At 55.9% G+C, this 19,529-nt stretch carries 13 protein-coding genes; 3 read left to right on the forward strand and 10 right to left on the reverse strand.

The genetic code is table 11. The features are described from left to right. Nucleotides 1-301: 301 nt before the first annotated feature. The 3 genes from ACW8F6_RS01300 (at nucleotide 302) to ACW8F6_RS01310 (ending at nucleotide 6,003) form a co-directional block, all read left to right on the forward strand. A complete protein-coding gene (locus ACW8F6_RS01300) occupies nucleotides 302-511 on the forward strand; it encodes a cold-shock protein (RefSeq protein ID WP_491574024.1) in 210 nt (69 codons plus the stop codon). Between the two features lie 217 nt (nucleotides 512-728). After that, on the forward strand, nucleotides 729-2,234 hold the full coding sequence (locus ACW8F6_RS01305; RefSeq protein ID WP_491574025.1) for an FG-GAP repeat domain-containing protein: 1,506 nt from the start codon (nucleotides 729-731) through the stop codon (nucleotides 2,232-2,234). Nucleotides 2,235-2,370: 136 nt separating this feature from the next. Continuing rightward, entirely contained in the window at nucleotides 2,371-6,003 is a 3,633-nt protein-coding gene (locus tag ACW8F6_RS01310) for an ATP-binding protein (RefSeq protein WP_491574026.1), read from the forward strand. Nucleotides 6,004-6,100: 97 nt separating this feature from the next. On the opposite strand, the gene ACW8F6_RS01315 is transcribed toward ACW8F6_RS01310, so the two are convergent. The 10 genes from ACW8F6_RS01315 to ACW8F6_RS01360 form a co-directional block, all read right to left on the reverse strand. Beyond that, nucleotides 6,101-7,165, reverse strand: a complete 1,065-nt coding sequence (locus ACW8F6_RS01315) for a GGDEF domain-containing protein (RefSeq protein ID WP_491574027.1) — start codon at nucleotides 7,163-7,165, stop codon at nucleotides 6,101-6,103. Between the two features lie 37 nt (nucleotides 7,166-7,202). Next, entirely contained in the window at nucleotides 7,203-8,408 is a 1,206-nt protein-coding gene (locus ACW8F6_RS01320; RefSeq protein WP_491574028.1) for an Nramp family divalent metal transporter, read from the reverse strand. 97 nt (nucleotides 8,409-8,505) lie between these two features. After that, entirely contained in the window at nucleotides 8,506-10,998 is a 2,493-nt protein-coding gene (gene hrpB, locus ACW8F6_RS01325; protein WP_491574029.1) for an ATP-dependent helicase HrpB, read from the reverse strand. 261 nt (nucleotides 10,999-11,259) lie between these two features. After that, on the reverse strand, nucleotides 11,260-12,666 hold the full coding sequence (locus ACW8F6_RS01330) for an alpha-amylase family protein (protein ID WP_491574030.1): 1,407 nt from the start codon (nucleotides 12,664-12,666) through the stop codon (nucleotides 11,260-11,262). Nucleotides 12,667-12,964: 298 nt separating this feature from the next. Further along, a complete protein-coding gene (locus tag ACW8F6_RS01335) occupies nucleotides 12,965-13,516 on the reverse strand; it encodes an NUDIX hydrolase (protein ID WP_491574031.1) in 552 nt (183 codons plus the stop codon). Then, the gene (locus ACW8F6_RS01340) at nucleotides 13,483-13,851 is read right to left on the reverse strand and encodes a hypothetical protein (protein ID WP_491574032.1); all 369 of its coding nucleotides are present in this window, start codon (nucleotides 13,849-13,851) and stop codon (nucleotides 13,483-13,485) included. Before ACW8F6_RS01340 ends, ACW8F6_RS01335 begins: the two co-directional genes overlap by 34 nt. A 166-nt stretch (nucleotides 13,852-14,017) precedes the next feature. Further along, a complete protein-coding gene (locus ACW8F6_RS01345) occupies nucleotides 14,018-14,632 on the reverse strand; it encodes an IMPACT family protein (RefSeq protein WP_491574033.1) in 615 nt (204 codons plus the stop codon). Continuing rightward, nucleotides 14,629-15,162 carry a DUF6942 family protein gene (locus ACW8F6_RS01350; protein ID WP_491574034.1) on the reverse strand — a complete coding sequence of 178 codons (534 nt, stop codon included), beginning with the start codon at nucleotides 15,160-15,162 and terminating at the stop codon, nucleotides 14,629-14,631. The genes ACW8F6_RS01345 and ACW8F6_RS01350 overlap by 4 nt, the downstream gene beginning before the upstream one ends. 2 nt (nucleotides 15,163-15,164) lie before the next feature. Next, nucleotides 15,165-16,358 (reverse strand): methyltransferase, encoded by a 1,194-nt coding sequence (locus tag ACW8F6_RS01355; protein WP_491574035.1) that lies wholly within the window; start codon nucleotides 16,356-16,358, stop codon nucleotides 15,165-15,167. Between the two features lie 299 nt (nucleotides 16,359-16,657). Then, on the reverse strand, nucleotides 16,658-19,348 hold the full coding sequence (locus tag ACW8F6_RS01360; RefSeq protein WP_491574036.1) for a TonB-dependent receptor domain-containing protein: 2,691 nt from the start codon (nucleotides 19,346-19,348) through the stop codon (nucleotides 16,658-16,660). Nucleotides 19,349-19,529: the final 181 nt, after the last annotated feature.

Below are 19,529 nucleotides of genomic sequence, written 5' to 3' on the forward strand. Positions count from 1 at the left end.
CTCGCACCAGGCTACCACCCCAATTTACGGGTAAAGGGACCGATTTTCAGGGTCTTTCTGGTGAATAATTGCGCAAAAGGGTATATTCGCACCACAACAACCCTCTCTTTTGGGGTTTGCGCAACAAGTGATTGACACAGGATTAAATACCTGTAGACTCGCGGTCAGCTCGAAATAGTCTCAAGTTTCAAACCTCTTTTCGTCGTTTCTTTGTAATCCACGTCCTGAAGTTTTAGCACTAGCTCATTTCCCGCTAAAAACGCCGCAAGGCACATTTTTTATTTTTGATCAGGACAATTCCATGTCAAACAAAGTTAAAGGCACCGTTAAGTGGTTCAACGAATCTAAAGGTTTTGGTTTCATTGAGCAGCAAAACGGCCCAGACGTTTTCGCTCATTTCAGCGCCATTTCAAGCACCGGTTTCCGCACCCTGACCGAAGGTCAGCAGGTTGAGTTTACCGTGACACAAGGCCAGAAAGGCCCACAAGCTGAGAACATCGTTGCCCTGTAAGGCCGATACGCACAGCTTGGCGCAGCTCACAGAGCTGTTGCATTAAAGAAGCCGGGTTAGCCCGGCTTTTTTATGCCCGTCTATTTGCCGCTGCCGCAAACCACCCACGCATTGGATCGCTTCGGCCCGATCGCGACTCAGCCACATTGCCGATCCCGACCCCACTATGCACAATGGGCGCCGGGTTAAACGAGTCAGTAATCACAAGGGAATGACTATGCGCGTGTTGCCGTTTTTGCTCAGCTTGTATTGCCTATACGCCGCACAGGCGCAGGCAATGGCCTTTACCGAATCCGTCATTACGTCGCCTTACCCTCTGATTCAGCCGCCCATTACGGCCGATATTATTCCGGGCGGCGGTCAGGAAATTGTGATTTTTGGCGAGCACAACGCGCAGCGACGATTGCTCGTTTACCAGTGGGAACAGGCGCAATTCACGCTGTTGCACGATTTGCCGCTGCCGCAACACTACTTCAGTTACGATATCACCGCAGCGCGCGACGACCAGCAGCAACGACTTTTCTTCTTAGCGGCCTCAGAACTGGCGGCGCTGCACATTTCGGCGGATAGCAGCTTGTCGGTGACACCCGTGGCACAAGTGCGCACGCTAATCCAGGAAACTCAACCGGCCTTTATTTATCGCGATCACTTTCTCCAAGCACTAGATGACACCGGTGCAGTGGCAGCGCTTATTGCCGGATTCAACGACATGCAGGTCATATTGCATCCGGGCACTGCGCACCAGCAGACGCAGCGAGTGGCCATTGCGCCCAATGTCATTATGGACAACCGAGGCGCGCGCTATACGCCGGCCACTGTTTACCTGGCCGATGTCAATCTGGATCAGCAGCGCGACTTGATCTGGCCGCGCGACGGTGAACTGGCCGTTTTCCATCGCGTCACCCAGAACACCCACGCGCCATTTGCACCGCCGAAAACCATAGCCCTGGCACTCGACATCAACGGCACGGACTGGTGGTATCGGCGCGATAGCACCGGCGAGGGGCTAGACCAAAGTAATCTGGTGTACCGCAAATTGGAACGCATTCACGACATCAACGCAGATGGACACCCCGATTTAGTCGTGCGCCACACCAAAAGCCAGGGGGTACTCGAGCGAGTGAATGACTACGAAATTTACTACGGCGTCGCCCCAAACGCGGGCAGCGACACGCAATTCCCCACCAAGCCCGACACCACCATTCGCGCCGAGGGCACCCTGACCGACTTTCAAATCGTGGACCTAGAAAACGATCAGCGCGCCGAGGTGATGCTGTCGGGATTTAACATTGGCCTGACACAAATAATCGGCGCGCTGCTATCGGGCAGTGTGGATCAACAGGTGTACGTGTTTGCGCTGGATGAGGCGGATCAATTTAGCGGCAAGCCCCACACCAAAGAAGAAGTGCAACTAAAGTTCAGCCTGAGCTCGGGCCGCTCTGGCAGTGCCGTCAGCCTGCTCGCCGATATTGACGGCGACGGGCAGCAAGACCTGGTGCTGTCCAAAGGCAGTAAAGCCCTACATATCTACCCCGGGCAGGCCAATCCCTCGCGCTTTGGCCAGCGCCCTGTCCGGCTGAAGACTGCCCTTCCCGAGGACGGCAGCCAGGTACGCGCAGCGGACTTGAATCGCGACGGCCGCACAGACTTAGTGTTCCACCACGGTAAGCTCGATGACCCTGCGCTGGCGCAAGTACTCAAGGTACTTTTGTCCGCCCCATAATCCCCGTGGAGCCACAGAGAAACGCAATTGTAATAATTATTTAGAATATAAAGAAAACTGCTGAAAAAGCAGCAGAATCAGAGTGCTTGGCTAAACTGTCAGTGTCCACACTGCTTTTGAGGCGCGTTCACTCGCTATGCCCGTTTCCCGCACCCCATCACGCCACGCCTGGGTCAAGCCTTGGGGCTTAACGCTGTTTTTTGCCGCTCTATGCTGGGGCGGGAATTACACTTCTCTGCCACTGCTGTTCGGTGTGGATTTTATCTTTGGCTCCATTGCCAGCTTTTTGGCCCTAGCCCTGGTGGGTCCCCGCGCGGCGGTGCTAGTGGCCCTGGTGGGCTCAAGCTACACTTGGTTACTGTGGAACCACCCCTATGCCATTGTCATATTCACCGCCGAGGTACTGTGCGTCAGTGTGTTTTATCACCTGCGCCCTTCGATCAATGTGGTATATGCCGATATTGCCTATTGGCTCTGCGTGGGCATCCCGCTGGTGGTATTTTTCTACACTGTATTTTTAGGTATTGACCTGAGTCAGGCGCTGTTTATCGGCATTAAACAAACCATGAATGCCGTCTCCAATATATTGTGTGCAAACCTGATCATTCTGCTGCTGCGAGTTTCCTGGCCCAAGAGCCTCGCGGGTCGAGATTTTCTGCCGTTAAGCATCAAAAATCTGATGTTTAACCTGATTCTAGCCATTACCCTGATTGCCGGCGCTACGCCAATTATTCTCGGCAGTACACGCCTGGCCGAGGTGCTCGAAGCAGACGTGGCGCAGACACTGCAGGCGCACGCAAATCACTTGTTGCCACGGCTGGCGCCCCCGAGTAGCGATTCCGCCGTCAGGGCGTATTTGCGGCAACTGCCCCTGCGCAAAGGCAGTTTCATCGCGCTGGACAATCGCAACGGCACCGAAATAACGCACGGCCCTATGCCACCATTGAATCAATTTGAGTTGCGCAACCAGGTCACGGAACAGTTTTCTCTGTGGATCGACACGCGCCCAAGTTCGGCACTCCAGCGCTGGAACAACGGTATCTACCTCTACCAACACCAGCTCGACCAGTGGACCATCACCGTCGGACAGCCTGCCGCCCCCTTGGTAAATAAGCTGCAACTAGAAAAACGCAATGACTTTATCCTGCTGAATATTCTATTGATTTTGGCCATCGCCATTGCGCACTTAATCAGTCGCACCGTTGCCAAGCCTTTGTCAGATTTGCAAAAGCTCAGTCAGGCCATTGGCTCGACCCACGCGCAACAAACGCTCAATGACTATCACGCCAGCCCTGTCCGTGAATACCAGTCGCTGTTAGATGCATTTGCACAAATGTCGCAGCGCCTGGACACCACCCTGAACGAGCTGCGCGAAGCCAAAGACACTTTGGAGCAGCGCGTTGAAGCGCGTACCCGCGACATTCAGCGCCTGTCGCTGGTGGCTAGCACCACCAATAACGGCGTCGCCATTTTAAACAATGACCGCTGTATCGTCTGGAGCAACCCCGCCCTGCACAACCTACTGGTGCAAACAACTCAACATGTATGGGGTCGCCCTTTTACATCACTGCTGCGCTGCCGGGAGCCCAGCCAAGCGCAAGCACTGGAAGAAGCCATTGCCCAGGAACGCAACTTTCACCTGCAATTGAGTGTAACCAACGACACCCACAAGCAGCTATGGATTGAATTGGAGTGGATTCGCACCACCGAGGAGGAACATGGGCACCAAGGGTACATCGTAATAATCGCGGACATTACAACGGAGAAACGCGTCAAAGAGGAACTGACGGTATACGCAACTCGACTGGAAAATAACAATATCGATTTAGACCGGGCGCGCAAGGCGGCATTGGAAGCGGCGCGCATTAAATCGGAGTTTTTAGCCAGCATGAGTCACGAAATCCGCACACCGCTCAATGGCGTAGTCGGCATGCTGGGCCTACTGTCGCGTACCGAGCAAAATGACCAACAGACTCACTACACCAATTTAGCGCTACACAGTGCTGAATCCCTACTCAATATTATCAATGAGATTTTAGATTTCTCTAAGATCGAAGCCGGCCAACTAAGCATAGAAAAAATTGATTTTGACCTTCTGAAATTAATATCAGAATTTTCCGAAACCCATGCCCTGCGCGCACAGGAGAAGGGCGTGGAGCTCTATCTGGACGCCACCCAAGTCGCGCTGACAAACCTAAACAGCGATCCAAGCCGATTACTGCAAATTTTAAACAATCTGACTGGCAATGCCATAAAGTTTACCGAACAAGGGCGAGTTCACCTGAGCCTCAGCAGCTGGCAGGATGAACAAAAAACCGTGTGGCTCAGACTCAGCGTAGAAGATACTGGTATTGGTATTGAACCCACCTCGCTACCGCACCTATTTGACGCCTTCACCCAAGCAGACGCATCCACTACTCGAAAATATGGCGGCACCGGCCTGGGATTGGCGATCACCAAACAGCTTTGCGAGCTGCTGGACGGGGAGCTTACGGTCGCCAGCCAACCAGGCGAAGGCAGCACCTTTACCGCCACGCTGCCTGTAGCCCTCGCATCAACACCCCAAACCAGTGCGCCCTGGCCGAAACTCACGCCTACGGCCATCGTTGTTATGGATCGCAACACCTTTAGACGCGAATTGACGCTTAAATACCTTGCAAAATGCCAGGCCAACGCTCAATGGATTGACGATTACTCGCAGTTAGTGCAGAGCAAACCCAAATGGATACTTACCTGCGCCGAAATGCTGGCTGAACTTCAAGCCTTTGTAGCAGATCATGATCAGTTACAAAGTTGCCAACGATTGGTCTTGTGCACTCACTCAGAGCGAACAAACCTGATGAAGAAGGGTCACTGGATCAATTGTATGCATCTGCCCAGCCCTATCACACCTGCCAATCTACACTTATTGGCGCAACTGCATGGCGGCAGGGAGCGTACGCAACATCCAGTACCCATTAAAAAAACACAAACCATAGGCCGCTTATTGCTGGTGGAAGATAATCATATCAATCAAGAATTGGCGCGATCATTACTCAGTGACATGGGCTACCACGTGGGTATTGCCGGCAACGGTGCAGAGGCTCTCGATCAACTGATCGACACGCCAAAACAAGATGCCTATCAACTGATACTCATGGACTGCCAAATGCCGGAGATGGATGGCTACACAGCCACAAAGCTCATTCGGGCCGGGAAAGCCGGAAAAAGTAATCGCAACCTGCCCATAATTGCAATGACCGCAAATGCCATGAGCGGTGACAAAGAAAAATGCTTGTTGGCTGGCATGAATGATTACCTGACCAAACCACTCGATTTTGACTTGGTTGAAAAAGTGCTTGGCCAATGGATTAATGGGGAAACCAGCACGCCCGCTGATGCCGAGGTTGGTGCCAAGCCTCAAAACGCAGTCGCCCACGAATCTATCGTCTGGGATTTTGAAGATGCATTAAAGCGCGTTCGTCAACGCGAAGACCGGCTGCGAACACTGGTTGAACTTTTTCTGCGGGATATGCCCGCTCGCTGTGAAAAGATAGATCAGTATGTGAGTGCAAACGACATTGATCGCGTAGGCAAGATTGCCCACGAAATTAAAGGTGTTGCGGGCAATATCAGTGCCCGCTCGCTGTATGAATGCGCAAAAAAGCTGGAGCAATCTTGTAAAGACAATCACGTCAGCACACAGCTGCACCAAGCGCTGCACGACGAAATGGCAGCGGTAACCAAGCGCTTTGGTCAGTACCTAAAGCGCTCGGCCGAATCTCAGTAGGCTTTACCAACGGCCTTAAGCTTCCGCCCCAACGCAATTAACAGGCGGCACGAACCGCATAACGGCACGCTTTGCCATTTTTCGCATAGCGTTTTAATTAACAAACCACGCAGTTTCGACCGGCTGCCTTAGCCGCGTACAAGTGTTTATCCGCCAGCGACAATAGCAGATCTGCACTCTGTCCCGGTGCAATCTCCACCACCCCAAAACTGAGCGTCAATGGCTCATGCAAATCATCTATGGGCCAATGCACCATGCCTTCGCGCAAGTCTTCAACACGGTGCATACCCTGGGATAAGCTTAGCTCCGGCATCAGCAGTAAAAACTCTTCACCGCCCCAGCGCACAATGACATCTTCATTGCGCGTTGATTGCGCCAGGTACTGCGTCACGGCCTGTAGCACCTGATCACCTGTGTCGTGCCCATACACATCATTCACGCGCTTAAAGTGGTCTATGTCTGCAAGTACCAGGCAGCCCCCTTCAAACGCTGCATCAAATTGACCCCGTTTAATGCAGTGCTCACTGATAAAGCGCCGATTTGGCAAACCGGTCAGGGCATCGGTAACAGCCGCCGTTTGGACCTTGGCATGAAGCGCCTGCACCCGCCCGCGAGAAGTCACATGAACCAATTCACTGCCCAAACAGGCAATCATCAAACAAACCAGAGTGGCCATGAACCGCACAGTGGTATCGCTGTTGTATTCGGTGGCCAGCAAACCGCTAATGGGTACCCAAAAGATGACACTGCACACCAGCAGTAATAGGATGGAGAGAAATAATCCGGCGCGAAAGCCCGTGATAAAAATAATAATGGCAGTGGTGGGATAGACCCACAGTAATCCGGTATTGCCCACACCGCCGGTAGCCACCAGAATGGCATCTAAAAAAATCACACAGCCGGCCAACACCACAGCACTGGCCTGATAGTTTTGCTGCACATGTAACCACACCATGTTCAGCACGCCGACCATCGCCACCCCCACCAGCAGCACCGACAACCACAACAAACCGTGCATCATGCTGATGGAGCCAAAGCCTAACAACATAACCACGCCCACAAAGCTCAGCAGCTGAAACAATTGCACTCTGCGGTGTTGTTCCAACTGTTGTAGCGCCTGTTCACCGTTGGTGCGACTCTCTGCTTTGCCCGTGCCTTGCATAGAAAACCCTCTAAGGTGTTCAGTGTAGCAGCGATGATCAGCCCGCGAGACTCACCAACTTCCACAGGCCAAGGCCCGATACACAGAGCACTACCGCCAGGCCTAATAGATTGGCCAATACACCGTTGACCTGTGCGCCCAAGAGCGAGCGCCGGTTCATCAGATACAACAAAAAAATCGCCACAATAGGCAGTAAAAAGCCGTTAAATGCCTGCGCAAATAATATCGCCGCCAGCGGCTTGGTACCCACTGCCGAAAAGAATGTGCCCACCAGCACCACCGCCAAGCTGATGCGCACTTGCCATAGGCGACGCCCTTCAGGCGGCAGCGCAAAGGCACCGGTAACCGCGTAACCCGCCGCCATTGGCGCGGCAATGGCGCTGGTTAGGCCTGCTGCAAACAGGCCGGCGCCATAACAGTAGCGCGCGCTATCACCCAGTAGCGGCGTTAATTGTTGCGCCATATTGTCCGGTGAAAAGGCGACCCCGGTCTGATAAAACGCCGACGCTGCGGTTGCCAATATAGCCAGGGTAATCAGACCACCCAGGGAGATCGATAATCCAGTGTCCCAGCGCGCCTGCCTCAACGACTGCGCGAGGGGGATATCAGCCGACCACTTTTGGTTCACGCTCGCCGCGTGCAAGAATAAGTTGTACGGCACCACAGTTGTGCCGATCAGTGCCAGTGTAATTAGCAGACTGCCCTCGGGGAGCCTGGGTTTCAATACGCTGCTAAGCATCGCCTGCCAATCTGGCTGCACCATTACCAGCGTGGCCAAAAAAACCCCGCTCATGAGAAGCACCAAACACACCAGTACCCTCTCCAATAGGCGATAGCGATTCACTACCAGCAGCGCGGCAGCCAGACCGCCAATGAACAGTGACCAAACCAATTGGCTGCCGCCCAACATGGCCGACAATCCCAGGGCTGCGCCGGTGATATTACCCGCTTCATAGGCCGCGTTGCCCACCCCAATCGCACCCAACACCAGCACCAGCGAGGGCCAAACAAGCCAGCGTGGCCGCAGGTGATGCCGCAGAGCTTCCGCCAGGCCAGCGCGGGTCACTAAGCCCATACGCGCGGCCATTTCCTGCAATACGGCCGTGGCCAACACCGAAAATAGCAGCGCCCACAGCAGCGCAAAACCAAAATTTGCGCCCGCTTGACTGGCTGTGGCCAGCGTGCCAGGCCCGATAAATGCCGCGGCCACCAGTAGACCTGGACCAAACGTCAGCTTTTTCATCGCTCTGCTCTCTTTATGTCGTGCTTCTTATTTTTGCGGTGCAGCCATTTACTTATGTGACTCACTACACCCGCTCGCCAGATCTGTTAACGACTAATCATTGGGATTTTTGAGCCAGCGCCCGCTTGGTTTTCGCAGTGGGCAGCGCGGCTAGCGGGTCGTCGGGCCAGGGGTGCCTGGGGTAGCGACCTTTCATTTCTTTTTTTACATCCTGGTAGGCACCGCCCCAGAAGCCGGCCAAATCCTGCGTGATTTGCAGCGGCCGGCGCGCCGGCGACAGTAAATGAATCATTACCGGCAATTGGCCGTTAAGCAAGCGAGGCGTGTCCGTGCAGCCAAACATTTCTTGCAGCTTCACAGCCAAAACCGGCGGGTTGGCGCTGTAGTCTAGGGCTATGGATTGACCGGAGGGCACTGCCAAGTGAGTCGGCAACAGCTGAGCCAAGGCAGTCTGCTGCTCCCAGCTCAGCAGATTCTCGATCAGCGTGCGCGTGGGCAGTTGTTTAAAATCCTGCAGACTGTGAATGTCGTGTAAATAGGGGCCAAGCCAAGTATCCAAACTCGCCAACAGCGCGGCATCCGACACATCAGGCCAGCCGCTTTGGTATTGCCGCACAAGCTGTAGGCGCTGGCGCAACGCCTCGGCGGGGGCCCAGTCTAGGAGCGACAAACCCCGACTGCGCACCAATCCCAGCAGCGCCTGCTTTTTTTCATCGCCCTGGGGCATTGGCAGCGCGACACTTTTCAACACCAGGCTCCCCAGATAGTGTCGGCGCTCGGCCAGCCATCGGTTGCGCGCATCGTCCCAGCCGACGCAGGTTTCCTCGCGCGTGTATTGCGCCAACTCAGAACTCAACAATTCGGCGTTCAGCGGCGCAGCTAAATAGATAGTATCTTGCCCCTGTTGCAGGCCGCCCACACTGGCTACAGCTAACCACGAGTGTTTACGCAAGTTGTCGGTATCGCGCAGCACTGCCGTGCGGCCATTGGCTAGCCGGTAGTGCAGGCCGTTAGCGCTGCGCTGCTGCGCAATTCTGTCGGGATAGGCGAGCGCCAAAAAAAGTCCCGTTTCATCGTCGCTACTCAGACTGATGGCCTTGGCATCGATGGTCAGACGCTGGCAGGCGCGCGCAAACTGCTGCGCCAACTGCGCACGTCGGTCGCGCCGCTGAGACACTAAGCGCAGGCCCACATCGGCGCTCGGCGCCTGCTGTAGGGGATCGCGCTCGCTTAACAGCGCCGCCACTTGGGCGGCGGCAGCTACTCGCTGCCAGGCACAGGCATGCACTAGCATGTGCGCCAGGCGCGGATGCATAGGCAACTGCGCCATGGCCTCCCCGTGGGACGTCAACAACCACTGGCCACCTTTGCATTCGGCCGCTTTCAGCAACTGCAACAATGTGAGCGCCTGTGCCCAAGCCCCCGGTGGCGGCGGAGTTAGCCACGCCAATTCGCCGGGGTCATCAATACCCCACTGCAGGAGCTGCAGCGCCAAAGGCGCCAAGTCGGCCTGCTCAATCTCCGCCGGACTGTAGGCAGACAGCCCCTGCTGCTGGCTCTCACTCCACAGACGGTAGCAACTGCCTGGCCCCAATCGCCCGGCACGACCGGCGCGCTGTTCGCTGGAAGCTCGCGAAATTCGCTGGGTGTGCAAGCGCGTCATGCCCGAGGTGGGATCGAATTTCGGCACCCGGCAGAGGCCGGCGTCGACCACCGCCGCAATGCCTTCCAGGGTCAAACTGGTTTCCGCAATGTTGGTGGCCAATACCACCTTGCGGCGCCCGGCAGGCGGCGCGTCGATGGCGGCGCGCTGCTGCTCCAAGCTCAGGTCGCCATACAAAGGCGCCAGTATCACATCCGCCGGTAAGGCACCCGCGAGCCGCTCGGCCAAGCGCCGAATTTCGCCGGCGCCGGGTAAAAACACCAGCAGGCTGCCCGCCTGTTCCGCCAACACCTGTTGCAAACACTGCTGCACTCGCGCCAACAAATCTTGGTCGGCGCGCCAGGGCTCGCCGTAATGCACCGTCACCGGGTGACTGCGGCCCTGGCTTTGTACGATGGGGGCATTGTGCATCAACTGCGCAATGGCCTGTCCATCCAGGGTGGCGGACATCACCAGCAATTTCAGCGGTCGCTCGCGCAGATCGCCATAGAGTTCGCGCCCCTGCAACGCCAGTGCCAGACCCAAGTCGCCATCCAGGCTGCGCTCGTGGAATTCATCGAAAATAACCAGCCCGTAATCCGTCAGCGCCGGGTCCTCTTGCAGCATACGGGTCAGGATGCCCTCTGTGACCACCTCTATCCGAGTGCGCGCGCTGATTTTCGACGCCAGCCGAACCCGATAGCCAACCTGCTCGCCGGGCGACTCCCCCAACAGATCGGCCATGCGGGCGCAGGCGGCCCGCGCCGCCAGGCGGCGGGGTTCGAGCAGTAGAATTTTTTGTCCCGCAAGCCAGGGCTCAGATAGTAATGCCAATGGGACGCAAGTAGTTTTGCCGGCGCCTGGAGGCGCTTCAAGAACACAACAATCCGTGTCGGCCAGGGGGGCCAGTAGCTCGGGTAACACCGCGTGAATGGGCAAAGCAGTCATGGGCGCAAGGGATTGACAAGGGAGCGCCAGTGTACCGGAAATAGCCAGGGCGCCAAAGTCACAAGCACCCTGGCACAGCCCTCGCGGGGCCCACGCGCTGTTGATGGTGGCTAGGTTGCGCCGGCAACAGTTACGCCGTGCCGCTTAGCAGGCACGCCTGCATAGTGACCACGCAGTGAGCTTGTGCCTCACTCACAGCTAGCGCGCGGTGCCGCTGGCTGTGGCGCAACCTGCCCGGCCAGCGGCATATTTACCTCCGGATTAGTTGGCGTACCACATGCGTGCGGCCCTAGCGGGAATGCGAACCCATTTCACACCGCTGTCGATGGAAAAGGTTTCGCCGCTAAAGGTGTCGCGGTAAGTGCGATACCAATAAAATTTGCCGTGGGTGTTGAGTTTTATCCAGCGCTCCTCGCCACATTTATTGATACCCACGACGCCTTCCTTGCCGCGCTGAAAGGCCAGCACGCATTGGTCTGCCCAGACGGTTTCCTGGCCCTGTCCCCGCACCCGGTTGTGGAAAAACACCATCGACTTTATATCCGATTGCTTGTAGTCATCTACCCAGCGGTTGTTATCGGTGCCAGTCTTGTCACTGAACACCATAGGTGCGCCGTCTCTGCGACCCAGCACATAGGCATAGGCCAGGTGCTCGTCGGTGGGGTTCATAATCAGGTAGCGAAAGCCGCCGTTGGTAGGTATGTCGTGCGTAATGGGCATGGTCACCGCGCGGTATCCAGGCAGGGCATTGCCGCTGGCCTCGGGATTCTCCAGCGACGACATCCAACCGCTGGGGCTCAGCGCATCGCGCATGGCGTTTAACAAAGGAAAATCATAGGCATCGTGATCGGTGCCGTTGAGGTAAGGTCCCAAAAAGTTCTGGTACTCGCTGGTATTGGCTCCGCCCCCGGTAATCACTTCGCCAAACACGTGCATGCCGTTTTTAATACTGCTGGTGAAAATCTGATTGATGTGCCAGTTGGTCATGTGTTTCGCAGCGTCCACGCGAAACCCCTTCACACCTAAATTTTTCAACGCCTGTAAATAGCTGCGCTGTTGATCGATCACATAGCTGCTGGGGTTTAAATCCGGTAAGCCGCGATCCGGCGAGGGCCCGCACAGGCGCCAATTCTGTACCTGCCACACGTTGTTGTAGTCGTTTATACATTTGGCCTCGTGGAAATCCCAGGGACTCAGCAGGCCATTATCCAAATTGCCAAAAAGCTTTTGATTGTTCCAATAGCTGCGCCGGCTGGCGTAGTCGCTTAACGCGGCATCGCCCGGAAAATCCGTGGCGCCGTTGCGCTCGTTGGCCATGTGATTGAGTACGATATCCGCATACACCACTACACCTTTGGCATTCAGGGCGTCGATCATGGCCTTGAAGGTTTGCTTATTGCCCAGGCAGTGATCTATAACCCGCCAGTCCTGAGGCTGATAGCGCTGGTACCAGGCGCAGCCCGAGGACTTTAGCGGCGGCGCCACTAACACCGCTTTATAGCCAATATTGGCGATTTCCGTGGCTTTGTTTTTTACATCGGAATACGACCAGTTAAACGCATGCAGGATAACGTCGGCTTGGGCGAATATGGGCAGCAGGCACAAAGCCACCACTGCACCGGATTGGGCGCACCGCTTGGCTGCGCGAACGAACTCATTGCACTTCATTATTATTCTCCTTATTGGGGTTAGAACAGTGTGTAACCGCAGCCGAGTTAATGTGACAGTTATACGTCAGGCAATAGGTATGCATACGTATTCACTGTGAAAAACCGGATTAGGAGGCGATAACTCGCTGAATTTGCTGCGCATTTTAAATGCGCTTAAAAGTGCGACAGCCTTCGCAAGTCAATCGATTGCGGGCCGAGCGCGCAAGCTGTGCACGCGCGCTCGGGTTCAAGTGGTACGTCGGTCTACGGCTGAAAAAAATGCGCAGCCTGCGAACCCAGCACCGGCGGGTGAGCTGTTACTCGGTGGTATTCAGTGCCGCTTCTAGCAGCGTCATTTGGGCGGGAAAGCGCCAGGGGTAATCCTTTAACTGTGCCGCCTTAAGCCAATGCACAGAGCGCACCTCTATGGAAAACGGCCGTGGAGCCAAAGGCCATTCAGCGCCAGCGTTTTGCCCCGCCGGCGCACTGTCGACCAGCGCGCAATGAAATAGATGAAAACCGTTGTCGAAGCGCTGATACAACGCCTGCACCGCAACGGGATAACCGGTTTCCTCCCAGGTTTCGCGATGGGCCGTACACTGGGCAGTTTCGCGGGCAATGGCAGTGCCACCGGGCAGCGCCATGCGGCCATCCCAGGCGCGGATCACCAACACCCGCCCTCGCACTATCGTCAAGCACCCGGCATCGGCCAAGGGTAAAGGTGCACCCTGCCATTGGCAGGGCGGTGGAGTTGCGCGCGGAAATAGCACGTGCGACAGTGCCGCAACCACCACCGTTGCTGCGGCCACCATTAAGACTAATCGGCGCAGCAGGATTAATGCGCCGCTTGAGGCATGAGGGGATTGCACTGTTTAATCACCACCTTCCCCTCCAGTAAATTACCCTTGGCGTACTCGTAGAAATAACAAGTATTTGTGGCTGGATCATAGTTTTCCACCCACAAATTGTCGTCCTTCCAGGTGGTGGCGATGTGCCGCTGCCCCTTGGGAATGGTAATCGTCATAACGCCGCCGAAACGCTTCACAAAGACCTGTTCAAAATGAAAATAATAGGCGCCCCAACCCACCAGCAAAATACTGCCAGCCACCAAGACCGCCGCTTTCCACATGCCGCGTCCGCCAAATAGGTAGAGCACGCCCACGGCTGCGGCAAAGAACAAAAACCAATAGGTGTAGGTAATCACGATACCTCCTCGCGAAGCACTGGGTTGTGTGGGCCAGAGTGTAGCGCATTGGCCCCTGTACAGCCCCATTATCCACCTGCGCGATCTGTGCGCGGGCATTTATCGGTCTCTGGCGGCAATGACTCGGTGAACTACGACGCCACGAAAGTGCCTGAGAGCACACAGCTCAGGCAACTGGCGCGGCGGCCGTAAACTGCCAACCCTGCGCGCGAAAAAACGCGCGTGCATCGGCAGCCTGGGATTGCGGCAAGGCGATGGTATATCGACATAAATCGCCATACTTCACGGCCTGCATTTGCCCTTGACGCAGTGCCAGCCAATGGCGCAGAGGTTGCTCCGCAGAAAAATCAGCCGCCACCACCCCTTGCAACAGCGGGATAACCGCGCGACATGGGCACTGTTCAATAGCCAGTTGCGCCGACTGACTGTAAGCGCGCACCAAACCACCCGCACCCAACTTCACGCCGCCAAAATAGCGAATGGTTATCAGCATGATGTCGCCCAATTGTTTGTGCTGCAACACATTGAGCATGGGCTTGCCTGCGGTTCCGCTTGGCTCGCCGTCGTCTGAACAGGCCACGCTCGTTGGCGAAAAGGGGTTGCCAATGACATAGGCCCAGCAGTGGTGGCGCGCATCGGGGTAATCTCGCCTGGCTTGATCCAGCGCCGCGACGACAGCCTCTTTGTCGGCAACGGGCAAAACGCGAGTAATAAATTGGCTTTTTTTGATGGCCAAGGTCACTTCCGCAGCCTGCGCCGGCACGGTGTATTCGTCGCTCATAGCAATGGTGCTGAGGCGCGTTGCAACAACAGCGTCGCTAATTGCTCGATGCGCGCATTGGTTAATTGTCGGTAATCGAAGTAGGGGCTCACCACCCAGGGGTTGTGCGCGTGCACCGCAAAGTGCGCGTCCAGCCATTGCCATTGTGAATTTATGTCCAACTGCAGCGCCCAGGTTTTGCCGGCGATAACTGTCAAGCCGCTGCGCAACATTGGCGGTGTAAATAGCAGGCATTGATGGCTGTGCGCCTGCAGTAATTCGGCGTCGCGAAATTCTTGCCAACGGTGGTAGTGCCCGCGCACCCAATGGGGTTGGCGCTGATGTAAGGACCACACCAATTTGGCATACACATTAAACACTTTGCGCCAGTGGTTGCCGCTATTGCGAACGATATGATCCAGCTCGCCGGTGGCCAACGGCTGTATTTGCGTCAACGCCTGATAGTGCGGCGCGGGCGGCCTATTTGCCAGGCATACGGTGAGCCTGGCAGCGCTATGGCCCAAACCGGCGGGTGAATTATCCGGCGGCATAGTCACTCCTTACGCTGTGCCAAAATTAAATAATTGCGCGGTGTCGTGGCGTAATCACAAAAGGGTAGTATCTGTACTGCCTTCCCCCGCTCTTGTAAAAATAGCGCGCGATCCAACACCAACCACAACTCCAACGGCCGGCGAAAAACTTTGGCCACCAATTCCATGCGCCTTACTCGCTGAGCGCGCAGACGCCCGCGCTGCAACCACGCAGTAGAATCCAGACTGGGTTTTAGTGGCAGTTGTTTTTGCGCCGCTGCCCAGGCCATGAACTGCTCGAAGGCACCCGTTAGCAGCGACTTTGGCAATGTGGGCAAGGGTAAGTAATCAGTGCACTGGCGCGCGGCGCGCTGCCACTCGTCAAAGGCCATACGCCAATGCAGTTCGGTATCGCGCAGCCGCACTGCCCGCATGCCGCCGGTCACCGTTGCCTGCAGCGCGAAGCTGAGATCGGCTCGATCAAGAGTCAATGCCGATCCCTGAGCAAGAGCGCTCATGGGCCGATAGTCGCTGCCAGGCTGCAAATGATAACAACAGGGGGCCAGCGCCAATTGCCGCCCGCCCCGCTCGGCCCAGAGCTGCAACAACTGGCGATGTAAATCGCCGCAGGCGTGCAGCGCCACGCTGGTGTCGCATTGAGGAAATGCCGAGGGCGCCATGGCCATGACATCCACTTCCATAAACTGCTGATCAAATCCCCATTGTCTGGCCTGCTGTCGTCCTTGGGAGCATAAGGCCGCCTGCCACTCACAACTGTGCACAGGGCCAAACCCCTGGCTGGCCAGCAACCGGCCCAAGTGCCCTTTGCCCGCACACCACTCCAGTACCGAGCCCCGCGCTATTTGCGACCGGGCCAGCAGCTGACCGACAAAGTGCGTAATTTGCGACCATTTGCGACCGGGCACGCCCTGTCCCAGCCGCGGGTTTGGCGCGCAGGCTGCGTGCGATTGAGACTCAAAAGTTTTAAGCAACGCCTGCAGTTGCAGGCCCGCAGGCAACCAGGGCGCAAGTGCTGCAGCCAAGGCCTCAGCGTCGCCGTCGAGCGCCCAAAGCGCTTGATCGTCGAGGTCATTCAGCCACTGGCGAAGCTTGGCGTCCTCCCAGGGGTAGTCGGCCCGATGAAAGGGTCTGAATTGCCACCAGTGGCGGTGTTGCCAAAGGAGCCTATCCAGCTGTTGAAAACATTCGATGAGCACAGGGAATCTCAGCGCAAAGACCGCCATTCTAACAGGCCGCTAACAATCTATCTGCGTCGCGCCGGCGCCAGCGAAAAAAGCGGGCCGAGGCCCGCTAAAGGTGTGCAAAAGGACAATGTGTGATCGACTGCCCCGGGCGAGCGTATCCCCGCCGGTGGCCTATAACACCGACGGAGCACCCAAGGCTGATCAACGGCGCCTTCCTGGCGTACTGCTCCTGTCAAGCTCGCTATACTGCGATTCCATCGAAACAATGCGGTCGCAGTGAGCAGCAGTTGCTCACTGCGCCTTGGCCTTACTTACAGATCCCACTTAACACCCAAACTCAGCGTCCGATCGGCCACCTCTTCCAGAATGGTGGAACCACCCTGGGTGAGTGTGCGCTCTTCGTTGAGTAGGTTGGTCAGACGCAGCCGCACGCTCAAGTTTTCCAGCGGATAAAACGCGTAATTCAAATCCAGTGAATGAAACGGATCTTCATAGGCATCATCGGCGCCGTCGCGCGCGGCAAAGGCAATGCGCGAACCGAAGTAGTTGTACGCAAGCGTGGCGCTGTGCATGCCGTCGGGCGAGTCGAAGCCCAGTTGAATATTAGCCACCTCCTTCGAGTGGCCAGTCATGCGCCGCTCGTTGTGGGTCAGGCCAATATCTTGGTTGGTAATGGTAATTTCCGAGTCGCTGAGCGTCAGATTGCCCGACAGGAACAAACCGTCAAGCGCTTCGTCCAGCCCCCACAACCACTCCATTTCCATACCGATAAGCGACGCTTTTTCGGCGTTTACAAAGGTCAATACCACGTTATCGTCTGAACCTGGCGCGCGCACGGTTTCAATGGGCTGATCGATATCCTTGTAAAAGGCCGACAGGGTAAAACTGTTGCCGCTATCAAAAAACCACTCGGCCCGGGCGTCGTAGTTTTGCAAGTCCGACGTTTCCAGATAGGGATTACCCACCACGCGGTAGTCGGTCACTGGGTCGATGTACTGAACCACGGCCACTTCCCGCAAATCCGGTCGCACCGTTGTACCGCCGTAACCCAAGCGAAACTGGAACTGCTCGGCCCAGAAATCCTGCAGCATGTAAGTCATCGACAAAGACGGGTAGTTCTTTGTTTCGTTGACCACAATGTCTTCCAGCTCATCGTTATCGACGCGCATTTGGTTATTGAAATCCAAGGTGTCGATTGGCAGCGCAACCTGTTTAAAGTCCTCGCGACGCAAGCCGCCGGAGATACGCCAGGTTTGATTCAACGTCACGTCTGCTTTTCCGTACCAGGCATCCAGTGTTTGCGCCGCGAGGTACGACTCGGCTTCCGCAGAGCCCAGTGAAGCGATAAAGCCATTATCCCTGTCGGTCAGAGCATCGCCGCCAAACACTTCACCCGGCGTGCCTCTGAGCGCCTCGGAACGGGCGTTGGAGGTATCGATATTGACCGTCGTACCCAGGTAGCTGCGGTCTTTGCGCGAACCGTCGTAACCGCCGCTGAGTGCCAGATCGTAATTGCTACCCGAGATTGGCAGGAGTAGATCCCAGCCATAACTTTCGACATTGTCTTCCAGGTTAGTAAAGCGAAACACCGCCGCTGTCGACAGATCTTCTACCCGTGTCGATACCAATTCGCCTGTGTTCAGGTCGATGGTATCTAATCCCTCTACCGACACTTCATTGGGCTTATCGGTGGTTGCTTGCGAGTCGCTGTAATACCAATTAAAGGACAGGTCATCAGCCCAGCGGAATGGCAACTCGTAAATCAACTCGTTAAAGGTGGATACCAGTTTGTGCTCGCCCTTGGCCTGATTGGTTTTTAGCTCCCGCTCTTCATAGCGCAAATCGTAAGTGACATAGCGATTGCCGCTGTCTACTTCGGCATTGTTGGCATTGAAGCCTCGGGTAATGCTCGCTTCGTCTTCCGTATTGCGAATAAACAGATGATTTAAATCCACCTGGTGGTCAAACCCGTAGGTTATGCCCACACTCGCATAGCCGTTGATCGCCACTTCGTCAACAGTGCGCTGGGTGTCGGAATAAATGCGATCCGGGTCGCTAGCACTGCGATTGGTCCGGTCTTTATTGCGCACTTTATTGTCGTAGGAACCCATGGCCAAAAAGCCCACATCCCAATCGTCGGCCAGATCCCATCGGTAGCCGACACCGGCCTTGATTTTTTTATCGGGGCCGTTATCTTTCGAGTGAGTGTCGATGTCGCGATTCAGCGAGGCCGCAATTTGCCGATTTACGGCCTGAGCTTCGTTAATCGTGTGAAAACCGCCGTCGTAGTTCAGGGTTTTAAAAATATTGGCCACGGAGATATCGCCACGGTAATCCTGAATTGCCTGGCCAATTTCCGCAGGTATCGCGCGGGTGCCATCGTCAACACCGTAGGCGTCATCGCCACCGCCATTGTAGCTAAGGCCGTCTTTGCCAGTGCTTTCAGAGCTCCAACCCGTGCCCACAGTAATATTAACTAACAGGTCGTCTGGCAACGCTCGCGTGCGAATGTCGACATTACCGCCGCCAAAGTTTGCTGGCATGTCAGCCGAATAGACCTTCTGAACGGCCAGCGATTCAATTACTTCGGCTGGGAAAATATCTAACGGAATCACGTTGCGCTGGAGATCCGGCGATGGCACCAGAGCACCGTTAAGCTGTGCAGAGGAATAGCGTTCACCCAGGCCGCGCACGTAAATAAACTTGTCGTCCACCAAGGTAAGACCGGGCACACGGCGCAGGGCCGAGGCTACGTTTGGATCACCCACGCGCACTATTTGCTCGTTGCTGATGATGTCGGTAACAACATCGTATTCCAGGCGTTCTGCGATCACGTCCTCAGCGCTACTGCGTTGGCGTGCAACTACGGCGACTTCTTCAAGGGGGCTGGCAATTTTAATTTCCTGGGCATCGTTTGCCACTTGCGCCGATGTCATTGGTGCGGCCGCAGCCATCACCGCTAGCGCCAATGCGTTACGCTGCCAGTGTTTTTTCATGTTCATTGTTGCTGACCTTTATTGTCACTTGATGCAGAAATGGGTTCGAACCTTAACCAATCTCAGTTCAAACCCATCCGATAAGACCGGTAGTGGGGGGCGAGGGAGCCGCCCCCGCGCCTACAGCCGGCCCAGTGCCCAACCCGCGGGGCAGGCGTCGGGAGCGGGTAAGGGACCCAAAAGCGAC

This window comes from Simiduia sp., assembly GCF_058345725.1.